The following is a 12,817-nucleotide window of genomic DNA, read 5'->3' as shown; positions in this document are numbered from 1 at the left end:
CCTCGCGGGCAGCAACTCCCTGGCCAACAACGCGACCAGCAGCATGACCGGCACGATGGCGCCGGGCATGGCCAACGGGATGGCCTCCAGCCTGTAGCGCCCCGGTACGGCGGAATTCATGACTCCGCCACAACTCCCCGCCCCTGACGCCCAATTGGGTGTCAGGGGCAGCTTTATGTGTTGCTGATGTGCTCTTGACGTGGCCATGAATGGTCATGATTCTGACGTCTGTTCACTCACGTGACAGACAACAGCAAGGGGGGCACATGAGACGCAGAGCGAGATCGATACTCGCCGCTTCTTCACTGCTGATAGCCGGAGTCGCCGCAGTACCCGTGGCGCAGGCCCAGCCCGCCGGAAACGCCGCCGGGGGCGACAACGGTGTCTCGGTCTTCGACGCCAAGGTCACCCAGGCGCAGGTGCCGTTGCTCCTCAAGGCCGGCACCGACGCCCACGAACTGAGCGAGCAGGTCCCGGCCAAGGGCACCGCCACCGTCGAGCTGATCCTCACCCAGAAGCAGGCCGCCGAGCTGCGCACCCAGGGCGTGGACCTGAGCGAGCGCAAGCTCCCCGCCGCCAAGGCGCGGGCCGCGGCCGCGGGTGACGGCGTGTTCCGTCCGTACAGCGGCAAGGGCGGTCTCCAGGAGGAGCTGCTGGCCGTTGCGCAGGCCAACCCGTCCATCGCCAAGGTCGTCTCCATCGGCAAGACGGTCCAGGGCAAGGACATCCTGGCGCTCAAGCTCACCAAGAACGCCCGCCAGAGTGCCGACGGCTCCAAGCCCGCCACGCTCTACCTGTCCAACCAGCACGCCCGTGAGTGGATCACCCCGGAGATGACCCGGCGGCTGATGCACCACTTCGTCAACGGGTACGGCAAGGACGCGAAGATAACCAGGCTCGTCGACAAGAGCGAGCTGTGGTTCATGCTGTCCGCCAACCCGGACGGCTACGACTACACGCACACCGCGCCCACCGACCGCAACGTCCGCCTGTGGCGCAAGAACCTCCGCGACACCAACGGCAGCGGCAAGACCGACGTCGGCGACGGCATCGACCTCAACCGCAACTTCGCCTACAAGTGGGGCTACGACAACGAGGGTTCGTCCCCCGACCCCTCGGACGAGACCTTCCGTGGCCCCAAGGCGATGTCCGAGCCGGAGACCGTCGCCCTCGACCGCTTCCAGAAGCGCATCGGCTTCAAGTACGCGATCAACTACCACTCGGCCGCCGAGCTGCTGCTCTACGGCGTCGGCTGGCAGGTCGCCACCCCGACCCCCGACGACGTGGCCCTCAAGGCCCTCGCCGGCACCCCGGAGAACTCGGCCGTCCCCGGCTACCACCCGCAGGTCTCCTCGGAGTTGTACGTCACCAACGGCGAGGCCGACGGCCACGCGGGCAACGTCAACGGCATCAAGATGTTCACCCCCGAGATGTCGACCTGCCAGACGATCTCCGACCTGGACCCGAACGACAAGTGGAACGCCCGCGACTGCATGTCGGGCTTCAACTTCCCCGACGACGAGAAGCTGATCCAGCAGGAGTTCGCGAAGAACATCCCCTTCGCGCTCTCCGTCGCCGAGACCACGCTCACCCCGGACCAGCCCAAGTCCTCCGTCGGCATCGACGCCCCCGACTTCACGCTGGACCCGTTCACCTCCTCGTACGCCCGTGACAAGGACCAGGAGATCAACGTCACGGTCCGCAAGTCGGTGCGCGACAAGGAGCTCAAGTACCGCGTCAACGGCGGCAAGGTGCACGACCAGGCGCTGAAGGCCTGGGACGGCGGCCTGCGCTACGGCGACGAGGACAACACCTACTTCGACGACTACCGCGCCAAGGTCCAGGACGGCAAGCCCGGCGACAAGGTCGAGGTGTGGTTCACCGGCGAGACCAAGGCCGGAAAGCCCACCGAGAGCGAGCACTTCACGTACACGCTCGCCAACACGCCCAAGGCCGCGCACCTGGTCGTCGCCGAGGAGGGCGCGCCCGCCACGCAGGTCCAGAAGTACGTGGACGCGCTGAAGGCCAACGGCCGTTCCGTCACCGTCTGGGACGTCGCCACGCAGGGTGCCCCGCACTCGCTGGGCGTCCTCGGCCACTTCGACTCGGTGGTGCACTACACCGGGGCGAACACGCCGGGCGGCGCGACCCAGTACCAGCTGCGCCAGTACCTCAACGAGGGCGGCAAGCTGGTCGAGGCCGGTGAGAAGGCCGGCGGCGCGGCCCAGCTCGGCCCGGCCCTCACCGACGACTTCAGCCAGTACTACCTCGGCGCCTACGGCCGGGTGAACGCCCCCGGCGCCACCGGTCTCGCCGGAGCGGGCGGCCTGGCAGGCGTCACCACCCCGCTCACCGGTGCCCCCGGCAACCCGCTGGACACCGCGGGCGCCTACCTGGTCACCTCCGACTCGCTGCCCGCGGCCGAGTTCCCGCAGTTCAAGAGCGCCCAGGCGGGCCGCTACACGGGCATCAACAACCCGTACGCGCCCTACCAGGGCTCCTGGATGGCGTCCGCGACCAGCCAGAGCGGCCAGTACAAGCGCCTCACCCGCACCGTCGACCTGACCGGCGTCACCGCCGCCGACCAGCCGACCCTGCGCGCCGCGCTCAACTGGAACACCGAGCCCGGCTACGACCACGCGTTCCTGGAGGCCCGTACCGCGGGCGCCGAGGACTACACGACGCTGCCCGAGAAGAGCGGCCTCACCAAGAACACCGTCCCGAGCCAGTGCGACCAGGGCTTCTACATGGAGGCACACCCCTTCCTGGCGCACTACCTCACCCGGGGCGACGCGGGCTGCACCGCGAGCGGCACCAGCGGCCAGTGGAACAGCTTCACCGGTTCCTCCGGCGGCTGGAAGCAGGTCTCCTTCGACCTGAGCGCCTACGCGGGCAAGAAGGTCGAGCTGTCCCTGGCCTATGTCACCGACCCGAGCGACCTGGGCCGCGGCGTCTTCCTCGACGACACCCGCCTCACCGTCGGCGGCGCCGACCGTGACGCGGAGGGCTTCGAGACCTCCCTCGGCATCTGGGCACCGACGGCCGCCCCCGCGGGCAGCCCGGCGGTGACCACTCCGTGGGCCCGCACCGGCGAGCTGTTCCAGACGTACGCGGCAGTCACCACCCGTGACACCGCGCTCCTGGGCTTCGGCCTGGAGCACGTGCCGGACGCGGGGGAGCGCGCCAAGCTGCTGGAGAAGGCCCTGCGGAGCATCAAGGGCTGATCCGACGGCGTCAGCAGCAGGCCCGCGCGGTCACGCTGAGTAATACGGACAAAGGTCCCGGCGGCCCGTACTACCCGCTTCACTACTGGGGAGTACGGGCCGCCGGGCTGTGTTCCGGCCACGGCACGGCCGTACTCGATGCGACGTGAAGGTCTACGGAGAGGTAGGGTCGGGAGCGGTCGGGGACATCCCATTCAAGCTCGCCGAGGCGTCGAAACCCCGGCGTACCAACGAGGAGATCGGTTCGTGACGATCCGCGTAGGCATCAACGGCTTCGGCCGCATCGGGCGCAACTACTTCCGGGCGCTGCTGGAGCAGGGTGCGGACATCGAGATCGTGGCTGTCAACGACCTGGGTGACACCGCCACCACCGCACACCTTCTGAAGTACGACACCATCCTGGGCCGCCTCAAGGCCGAGGTGTCGCACACCGAGAACACCATCACCGTCGACGGCCACACCATCAAGGTGCTGTCCGAGCGCAACCCCGCCGACATCCCGTGGGGCGAGCTGGGCGTCGACATCGTGATCGAGTCGACCGGCATCTTCACGAAGAAGGCCGACGCGGAGAAGCACATCGCCGGTGGCGCGAAGAAGGTCCTCATCTCGGCTCCGGCCAAGGACGAGGACATCACCATCGTGATGGGCGTCAACCAGGACAAGTACGACGCGGCCAACCACCACGTCATCTCCAACGCCTCCTGCACCACCAACTGCGTGGCGCCGATGGCCAAGGTTCTCGACGAGAACTTCGGCCTGGTCAAGGGCCTGATGACGACGGTCCACGCGTACACCAACGACCAGCGCATCCTGGACTTCCCGCACTCGGACCTGCGTCGCGCCCGCGCCGCCGCCGAGAACATCATCCCGACCACGACCGGTGCCGCCAAGGCCACCGCCCTGGTCCTCCCGCAGCTCAAGGGCAAGCTCGACGGCATCGCCATGCGCGTGCCGGTCCCGACCGGTTCGGCCACCGACCTGGTCGTCGAGCTCGGCCGCGAGGTCACCAAGGACGAGGTCAACGCCGCGTTCAAGAAGGCCTCCGAGGACGGCGACCTGAAGGGCATCCTCTACTACACCGAGGACCCGATCGTCTCCTCCGACATCGTGAGCGACCCGGCGTCGTGCACCTTCGACTCGTCCCTGACCATGGTCCAGGACGGCAAGACGGTGAAGATCCTCGGTTGGTACGACAACGAGTGGGGCTACTCCAACCGTCTGGTCGACCTGACCGTCTTCGTCGGCGGTCAGCTCTGATCAGCAACAGCTGAGAGCATCAAGATGTGAGCGACAGGGCTCGGGCAGCGCAATGCGGCGCTGTACGAGCCCTGTCGTCTGTCCAGCCCTTCTGAGGAGCCGTACTTCATGAAGACGATCGACGAACTCATCGCCGATGGCGTAACCGGCAAGCGGGTCTTCGTCCGCGCCGACCTCAACGTGCCGCTCGACGGCACCACGATCACCGACGACGGCCGCATCCGCGCCGTCGCCCCCACGATCGCCAAGCTCGCCGCCGCGGGCGCACGCGTGATCGTCGCCTCGCACCTGGGCCGCCCCAAGGGCGCCCCGGACCCGGCGTTCTCCCTGGCCCCGGCCGCCAAGCGGCTCGGCGAGATCCTCGACGCCGAGGTCGCCTTCGCGACCGACACGGTCGGCGAGTCCGCCCGTACGACCGTCGAGGCCCTCACCGACGGCAAGGTCGCCGTCATCGAGAACCTGCGCTTCAACGCCGGTGAGACGTCCAAGGACGACGCCGAGCGCGGCGCCTTCGCCGACGAGCTCGCCTCCCTCGCCGACCTGTACGTCGGCGACGGCTTCGGCGCGGTGCACCGCAAGCACGCCTCGGTCTTCGACCTCCCGGCCCGCCTGCCGCACGCCGCCGGCGACCTCATCGCCACCGAGGTCGGCGTCCTGAAGAAGCTCACCGAGGACGTCAAGCGCCCGTACGTCGTCGTCCTCGGCGGCGCCAAGGTCTCCGACAAGCTCGGCGTGATCGACCACCTGCTGGAGAAGGCCGACCGCATCCTGGTCGGCGGCGGCATGGCGTACACCTTCCTCAAGGCCCAGGGCCACGAGGTCGGCATCTCGCTGCTCCAGGAGGACCAGATCCCGACCGTCCTGGAGTACCTGGACCGGGCGAAGAAGAAGGGCGTCGAGTTCGTCCTTCCCGTGGACGTGCTGGTCTCGGCGGAGTTCCCCGACCTCAAGGGCAAGACCCCGGCCAACCCGACCACGGTCGCGGCCGACGCCATCCCGGCCGACCAGGAGGGCCTGGACATCGGCCCCAAGACCCGTGAGCTGTACGCTTCCAAGCTGGCCGACGCCGCCACGGTCTTCTGGAACGGCCCGATGGGCGTCTTCGAGCACCCGGACTACGCCGGTGGCACCGCCGCCGTCGCGCAGGGCCTGCTGGACAGCGACGCCTTCTCGGTCGTCGGCGGTGGCGACTCCGCCGCCGCGGTCCGCATCCTGGGCTTCGACGAGAACGCGTTCGGCCACATCTCGACCGGCGGCGGCGCAAGCCTCGAATACCTGGAAGGCAAGACCCTGCCCGGCCTTGCCGCACTGGAGGACTGATCCTTAGATGAGCACCACCCGTACCCCGCTGATGGCGGGCAACTGGAAGATGAACCTCAACCACCTCGAGGCCATCGCCCACGTCCAGAAGCTCGCCTTCGCGCTGGCCGACAAGGACTTCGACGCGGTCGAGGTCGCGGTCCTGCCGCCCTTCACCGACCTGCGCTCCGTGCAGACCCTGGTCGACGGCGACAAGCTGAAGATCAAGTACGGCGCCCAGGACCTCTCGGCGCACGACTCCGGCGCGTACACCGGCGAGATCTCCGGTGCGATGCTGGCCAAGTTCAAGTGCTCCTACGTGGCCATCGGCCACTCCGAGCGCCGCCAGTACCACAACGAGACCGACGAGGTCGTCAACGCCAAGGTCAAGGCCGCGTATCGGCACGGCCTCACCCCGATCATGTGCGTCGGCGAGGGCCTGGACATCCGCAAGGCCGGCCAGCAGGTCGAGTACACGCTGGCCCAGGTCGACGGCGGCCTCAAGGACATCCCGGCCGAGCAGGCCGAGTCCATCGTCATCGCCTACGAGCCCGTGTGGGCCATCGGCACCGGCGAGGTCGCCACGCCCGAGGACGCGCAGGAGGTCTGCGGTGCGATCCGCGGGCGGCTGGCCGAGCTGTACTCCCAGGAGCTGGCCGACAAGGTCCGCATCCAGTACGGCGGCTCCGTGAAGTCCGGGAACGTCGCCGCGATCATGGCGAAGCCCGACGTCGACGGTGCGCTGATCGGCGGCGCGGCGCTGGACGCCGACGAGTTCGTCAAGATCGTCCGTTTCCGCGACCAGTAGTCGGCCGCGGCCACTGCCAGTAGTACCGGCAGTGAGTAGGCCCTCGGGCCGATCCGTCGTACTCTGACGGGGGTCGGTGGCTCGCCACCGGCCCCCGTCGTCTTTGTCTGTTTCGAGACTTGATCCGAGGAAGTTGGTCCAGCCGTGGTTATGGGGTTCTCGATCGCCCTGATCGTATTCAGCCTGCTGCTGATGCTGCTGGTTCTGATGCACAAGGGGAAGGGCGGCGGTCTCTCCGACATGTTCGGCGGCGGCATGCAGTCGTCCGTCGGAGGGTCCTCGGTCGCCGAGCGCAACCTCGACCGGATCACCGTGGTCGTCGGTCTGGTCTGGTTCGGCCTCATCGTGGCGCTCGCGCTGCTGATGAAGCTCGACGGCTGACGCGCATCGTCCGGTACGACGCCGGGATCGCGGCCTATCATGGGCAGGCGTCCCGGCGTCGGGGTGTAACTCCCGTCACTGGACGCGCGTTGGGCCTCATGCAGACTGGGCGCTCGCCGCGGGGCAGTACGACGTAGTCCCGCAGCACATCACGCAGGGAGTTACGACCGTGGCAAGTGGCAACGCGATCCGGGGAAGCCGGGTCGGAGCGGGGCCGATGGGTGAGGCCGAGCGCGGCGAGTCCGCGCCCCGCCTGCGCATCTCCTTCTGGTGCTCCAACGGGCACGAGACGCAGCCCAGCTTCGCCAGCGACGCGCAGGTCCCGGACACCTGGGACTGTCCGCGCTGTGGATTCCCGGCCGGTCAGGACCGGGACAACCCCCCGGATCCGCCGCGCACGGAACCGTACAAGACCCATCTCGCCTACGTGCGGGAGCGGCGCAGCGACGCGGACGGCGAGGCGATCCTCGCGGAGGCGCTCGCCAAACTGCGGGGCGAGATCTAGGAACGGAGCGAGGGCCGGACACCGGAGGGTGTCCGGCCCTCGCTGCTTTCGCTGTTCGTGCAGGGCAGCGTTTATGCAGGTCAGCGCGATTGTCAGTGGTACCCCTTACGGTCCTTGCATGATCTGGCGTTGCCGGATCTGAACGGCTCGGCTCGCGGGGGTAGTTGTGGCAGCGGTGCAGGCGGTGGCGGTGCAGGCGCCCGCGTGGCGCGGGGGGTTCGGGCGGCTGTGGTCGGCGGCCGTCGTGTCCAAGTTCGGCGACTCGCTGCGCACCGCCGCGATGCCGCTGCTCGCGGCCACGCTGACCCGGGACCCGGTGCTGGTGGCCTTGGTGAGCGCGTGCGGGTTCCTGCCGTGGCTGCTGTTCGGGCTGCTCGGCGGGGCGGTCGCCGACCGGGTCGACCAGCGGCGGGCGATGTGGGCCGTCGACCTCGTGCGCGGGCTGCTGATGGCGGGCTTCGCGGTGGCCGTGGCGCTCGGGCACGCGTCGATCGCCCTGCTGATCGTGGTGGCCTTCGCACTGACCACCCTCCAGACCCTCTTCGACAACGCGGCCACCGCCCTGCTGCCCTCGCTCGTCCCGGCGCAGGCGCTCGGCTCGGCGAACGCCCGGCTGATGACCGGGCAGCAGGTGGCGGGGACCTTCCTGGCCGCCCCGCTGGTGCCGGTGCTGCTGTTCTGGGGCCCTTCGGTGCCGTACGCCGCCGACGCGGTCACCTATGTCCTGGCCGCCGTGCTGATCGCCTCGCTGCGGGTCCCGGCGCCAGAGCGGCCGCCGCGCCCGGCGGGCAGCACGCTGCGCGGGGACATCGCGGCCGGGCTGAAGGTGCTGTGGGCGGACCGGCAGCTGCGCGGCCTGTGCACCGCGACGACGCTGTGCAACATCGGCGTCGGCGGGCTCATCGCCACCCTGGTGCTGCACGTCACCGGCTGGCTGGACGCCGGGCAGGCCGGATTCGCGGCGGCCATCACGGCGTACGGCGTGGGCAGCGTGGTCGGCGGGCTGGTCGCCGGACGGCTGGCCAGGCGGGTGGGGCGCATACGGAGCGTGTTCCTGGCGGGGTCGGTGCAGGCCGGCTGTCTGGTCGTGCTGGGCACGGTGCGCTCGCCGGTGGCGGCGGTCGCGGCGATGGCGGTCTTCGGGCTGATGGGCATCGTGTGGAACGCCAACCAGACGACCCTGATGCAGGAGCGCAGCCCCGCACAGATGCTGGGCAGGGTCAGTGCGGCCTTCCGCACCCTCGCGGTCGCCGGAGCCCCGCTCGGGGCGCTCCTGGCGGGACTCGCGGCGGCCTCCTGGGGACTGAACGCACCCGCCCTGCTGGCGGCCGCGCTGATGGGGCTGGCCGTGGCCGCACTCGCACCTCTGATCAATTAAGTTGGGGAAGCAGCGGGGGATGCATGCGGATACGAGTAGAAGTGGGCTGATGTCCGAGATGAACGCGATGGATTCGAAGAACGGCCGCACCAGGCTGAACCGGCTTCCCGAGTGGGCGGCGCTGGGCAAGCACCGGGAGCAGCTGGGCGACGCCCACCTGCGCGACCTGTTCGCCGCCGACCCGGCCCGCGGCTCGGGCTACACGCTCCAGGTCGGCGACCTGTATCTCGACTACTCCAAGCACCTGGTCACCGACGAGACCCTGGGCCTGCTCCGCGAGCTGGCCGAGGCCACCGGCGTCGCCGAGCTGCGCGACGCCATGTTCCGCGGCGAGAAGATCAACACCACCGAGGACCGCGCCGTCCTGCACACCGCGCTGCGCGCCCCGCGCGGAGCGGTCGTCGAGGTCGACGGCGAGAACGTCGTCCCGGCCGTGCACGCCGTCCTCGACAAGATGGCCGCCTTCTCCGACAAGGTCCGCTCGGGCGAGTGGACCGGGCACACCGGCCGGCGCATCAAGACGGTCGTCAACATCGGCATCGGCGGCTCCGACCTCGGCCCGGCCATGGCGTACGAGGTGCTGCGCTCCTTCACCGCCCGCGAGCTGGACTTCCGCTTCGTGTCCAACGTGGACGGCGCCGACCTGCACGAGGCGATCCGCGACCTGGACGCCGAGGAGACGCTCTTCATCGTCGCCTCCAAGACGTTCACGACGATCGAGACCATCACCAACGCCACCTCCGCCCGCAACTGGCTGCTGGGGAAGCTGGGCGGCGACGAGTCCGCCGTCGCCAAGCACTTCGTGGCGCTGTCCACCAACGCCGAGAAGGTCGCCGACTTCGGCATCGACACGGCCAACATGTTCGAGTTCTGGGACTGGGTCGGCGGCCGCTACTCCTACGACTCGGCCATCGGCCTCTCGCTGATGATCGCCATCGGCCCGGACCGCTTCCGCGAGATGCTGGACGGCTTCCACCAGGTCGACGAGCACTTCCGCACCGCCCCCGCCGAGCAGAACGCACCGCTGCTGCTGGGCCTGTTGGGCGTCTGGTACGGGGCCTTCTTCGACGCACAGGCGCACGCGGTCCTTCCGTACAGCCACTACCTGTCGAAGTTCACCGCCTACCTCCAGCAGCTCGACATGGAGTCCAACGGCAAGTCCGTGGACCGCGACGGCAACCCCGTCGACTGGCAGACCGGACCGGTCGTCTGGGGCACCCCGGGCACCAACGGGCAGCACGCGTACTACCAGTTGCTGCACCAGGGCACCAAGGTCATCCCGGCGGACTTCATCGGCTTCGCCCGCCCGGTCGCCGACCTCACCCCGGGGCTCGAGGCCCAGCACGACCTGCTGATGGCGAACTTCTTCGCCCAGACGCAGGCGCTGGCCTTCGGCAAGACGCCGGACGAGGTACGGGCCGAGGGCGTCGCCGAGGAGCTGGTGGCGCACAAGACCTTCCGCGGCAACCACCCGACCACCACGATCCTCAGCGACGAGCTGACGCCGTCCGTGCTCGGCCAGTTGATCGCCCTCTACGAGCACAAGGTGTTCGTCCAGGGCGCGATCTGGAACATCGACTCCTTCGACCAGTGGGGCGTCGAGCTGGGCAAGGTCCTGGCGAAGAAGATCGAACCGGTGCTGACCGGAACGGAGAAGGGCGAGGCGCTCGACAGTTCGACCGCGGCTCTCGTGGGCAAGTACCGTACGTTGCGCGGCCGTTGAGGCCGATCCGCTGAGGGGTGAGGGGTGACGGTGTCGGGGACCGGAGCAGGCACGGGGACGGTGCGGCTGAGACCGCCGCAGAACAGGTTCGACCGCAGGGTCGTCCCCTGGTGGCGGGTGCAGTGGCTGCTGCTGGTGCTGCCGCCGGTCCTCGTCCTCGTCCTGCTGGGAGTGCTGATCGAACCGGCCAGGTTCTGGCTGTTCCTCCCCGCGGCGCTGATCGCCGTTCCCGGGCTCCTCGCCGCCCTGCTCCTGCCCGGCTGGTGGTACCGGGTGCACCGCTGGGAGGTCACCGAGTCCGCGGTGTACATCCACACCGGGTACTTCTGGCAGGAGTGGCGGGTGGCGCCGATGTCGCGGATCCAGACCGTGGACACCGTGCGCGGCCCGCTGCAGCAGGCCTTCGGGCTGGCCACCGTCGTCGTCACCACCGGGTCCGCCAAGGGCGCCGTCAAGATCGAGGGGCTCGACCACGAGGTCGCCGCCGAACTGGCGGAGCAGCTCACGGAGATCACCGGGGCCACCCCCGGGGACGCGACATGAGCGGCACGCGCGCGGACGGGGCGTCCCCGGAGGGGATGCACACAGCCCCGGCCGGGGACGCCCCCGCCGACGTCCCCTGGCAGAAGCTGGACCGGCGCACCGTGCTCGTCGCCGTGACCCTCATGGGCGGCATCGCCTTCAGCGGCGGCGTGCCCGCCTTCGTCGCCCTCGCCGTCCCCTTCGGGGTGGTGCGGGCGCTCGCCTGGGTGCTGGGCGGGGCCGCGCTCCTCCTCCTGGGCACCGCCGGACTGGAGTACCTGCGCTGGCGGCACACCCGGTACCGGATAGGTCCCGAGCGGGCCGAACTGCACACCGGGCTGCTGCTGGTGAAGCGCCGCTCGCTGCGCCGGGAGCGCATCCGCACCGTCGACCTGACCGCGCATCCGCTGCTGCGGGTCCTCGGGCTGGTCAAGGTGCGGATCGGTACGGGGGAGCACAGCGCCGCGGGAGCGGACTCCATCCTCCAGATCACCCCGGTCACCCGCCGCGAGGGCGACCGGCTGCGCCGCGAACTGCTCGACCACGCGGTCCGCGAGGATGCCGAGGAGACCGACGGCAGGCTGGCCACGCTCGACCCCCGCTGGATCAGGTACGCGCCGCTGTCCTTCGCCGCACCGCTCCTCGGCCTCGGTGCCGGTGGTGCCCTGATGCAGGGCAGTGAGTGGTTCGGGCTCCAGGTCGAGGTGATCCAGTGGGTCGGCGACCTGTTCGACGGGGTCACCGTGCTCTGGATGGTCCTCACGCTGGCCGTGGTGCTGCTGATCGCGGGGGCGGTCGGCGCGCTGGGGCTGTTCGTCGAGATGTGGTGGGGGTACCGGCTGGACCGCGAGCCGGGCGGGACGCTGCGGGTGCAGCGGGGACTGTTCACCTCGCGGTCGATCTCCATCGAGGAGCGGCGGCTTCGGGGCGTCGAGGTGCTGGAACCGCTCGGCATCCGGCTGTCCGGGGCGGCCCGGCTGGACGCGGTGGCGACCGGCCTCGCGGAGACCGAGACCGACCAGAAGACCGACCGCAAGACCCTCCTGCCGCCCGCCCCGAAGGAACTGGCGGAGACGGTGGCCGCGCGGGTGCTGCGGGAGCCGGTCTCCCCGACCTCGGCGGTACGTCTGCGGGGGCACCCGGTGGCTGCGCGGGGCCGGCGGTTGCGCTGGGCGCTGGGCTCGGTGCTCGGGGTGGTGGCGTCGCTCCTGCTGCTGGGCGTGCTGCTGACGCAGGTGCTGGTGTGGGTCGCGGTGGCGGCCGTGGTGGTGCTGCTGCCGGTGGCCGCGCTGTTGGCGGTGGACGCGTACCGCTCGCTGGGGCACGGGCTCACGGGCAAGTACCTGGTGGTGCGGTCCGGGTCGATGCGGCGGGCGACGGTGGCGCTGCGGCGGGACGGGGTGATCGGCTTCACCGTGAAGCAGTCGGTGTTCCAGCGCAGGGCCGGCCTGGTCACGGTGACGGCGACGACGGCCGCCGGGGTCGGGGCGTACTCCGCGTACGACGTGGGGCAGAGCGAGGGTCTGGAGTTCGCCGGTGAGGCGGTGCCGGGGCTGCTCGGCCCGTTCCTGGAACGGGACCCGGACGGCACCCCGTAGGACCAGCACCCCGTAGGACCGCACCTCGCAGGACCAGCACCCCGTTGAGGACCCGCGACGCACCGCGGCCCGGCCGTCCCCCTTGTGAGGGGAAGTGCCGGGCCGCGGTGCGTTCCGGGGCG

The 12,817-nt window shown here is 70.0% G+C and carries 10 protein-coding genes; all 10 read left to right on the top strand.

Annotated elements, in window-relative coordinates; translation table 11 throughout:
• Positions 1–266: 266 nt before the first annotated feature.
• The 10 genes from IE269_RS05205 (at position 267) to IE269_RS05160 (ending at position 12,695) form a co-directional block, all read left to right on the top strand.
• Complete coding sequence (locus IE269_RS05205) at positions 267–3,224, top strand: M14 family metallopeptidase (protein WP_189821548.1); 2,958 nt, start codon at positions 267–269, stop codon at positions 3,222–3,224.
• A gap of 246 nt (positions 3,225–3,470) precedes the next feature.
• Positions 3,471–4,481, top strand: a complete 1,011-nt coding sequence (gene gap / locus IE269_RS05200) for a type I glyceraldehyde-3-phosphate dehydrogenase (protein ID WP_189821547.1) — start codon at positions 3,471–3,473, stop codon at positions 4,479–4,481.
• 108 nt (positions 4,482–4,589) lie between these two features.
• Positions 4,590–5,801, top strand: coding sequence for a phosphoglycerate kinase (locus IE269_RS05195; protein WP_189821546.1), 1,212 nt, complete (start codon positions 4,590–4,592; stop codon positions 5,799–5,801).
• Positions 5,802–5,808: 7 nt separating this feature from the next.
• Positions 5,809–6,588 (top strand): triose-phosphate isomerase, encoded by a 780-nt coding sequence (gene tpiA / locus IE269_RS05190; protein ID WP_189821545.1) that lies wholly within the window; start codon positions 5,809–5,811, stop codon positions 6,586–6,588.
• 150 nt (positions 6,589–6,738) lie between these two features.
• Positions 6,739–6,969: a preprotein translocase subunit SecG gene (gene secG, locus IE269_RS05185; RefSeq protein ID WP_189822049.1), complete on the top strand. Its 231-nt coding sequence runs from the start codon at positions 6,739–6,741 to the stop codon at positions 6,967–6,969.
• A 169-nt stretch (positions 6,970–7,138) separates the two neighbouring features.
• Entirely contained in the window at positions 7,139–7,474 is a 336-nt protein-coding gene (locus tag IE269_RS05180) for an RNA polymerase-binding protein RbpA (protein ID WP_003957010.1), read from the top strand.
• A 166-nt stretch (positions 7,475–7,640) separates the two neighbouring features.
• Positions 7,641–8,852, top strand: coding sequence for an MFS transporter (locus IE269_RS05175; RefSeq protein ID WP_189821544.1), 1,212 nt, complete (start codon positions 7,641–7,643; stop codon positions 8,850–8,852).
• Between the two features lie 49 nt (positions 8,853–8,901).
• Positions 8,902–10,575, top strand: a complete 1,674-nt coding sequence (gene pgi, locus IE269_RS05170) for a glucose-6-phosphate isomerase (protein WP_189821543.1) — start codon at positions 8,902–8,904, stop codon at positions 10,573–10,575.
• Between the two features lie 24 nt (positions 10,576–10,599).
• Complete coding sequence (locus tag IE269_RS05165; RefSeq protein ID WP_229897850.1) at positions 10,600–11,118, top strand: PH domain-containing protein; 519 nt, start codon at positions 10,600–10,602, stop codon at positions 11,116–11,118.
• Entirely contained in the window at positions 11,115–12,695 is a 1,581-nt protein-coding gene (locus tag IE269_RS05160) for a PH domain-containing protein (RefSeq protein WP_438817573.1), read from the top strand. Before IE269_RS05165 ends, IE269_RS05160 begins: the two co-directional genes overlap by 4 nt.
• Positions 12,696–12,817 lie beyond the last annotated feature (122 nt).

The sequence above is a fragment of the Streptomyces spiroverticillatus genome (assembly GCA_014650415.1).
Taxonomy (GTDB): Bacteria; Actinomycetota; Actinomycetes; order Streptomycetales; family Streptomycetaceae; genus Streptomyces; species Streptomyces spiroverticillatus.
Note: the sequence above shows the minus strand (reverse complement) of the source record. Positions and strands in the feature narration are given on the sequence as shown.

Excerpts from the sequence above, each read along its gene's own strand:
- IE269_RS05205 (WP_189821548.1), top strand. The coding sequence starts at position 267 with ATGAGACGCAGAGCGAGATCGATACTCGCCGCTTCTTCACTGCTGATA.
- IE269_RS05195 (WP_189821546.1), top strand. The coding sequence starts at position 4,590 with ATGAAGACGATCGACGAACTCATCGCCGATGGCGTAACCGGCAAGCGG.
- tpiA (WP_189821545.1), top strand. The coding sequence starts at position 5,809 with ATGAGCACCACCCGTACCCCGCTGATGGCGGGCAACTGGAAGATGAAC.
- secG (WP_189822049.1), top strand. The coding sequence starts at position 6,739 with ATGGGGTTCTCGATCGCCCTGATCGTATTCAGCCTGCTGCTGATGCTG.
- pgi (WP_189821543.1), top strand. The coding sequence starts at position 8,902 with ATGTCCGAGATGAACGCGATGGATTCGAAGAACGGCCGCACCAGGCTG.
- IE269_RS05160 (WP_438817573.1), top strand. The coding sequence starts at position 11,115 with ATGAGCGGCACGCGCGCGGACGGGGCGTCCCCGGAGGGGATGCACACA.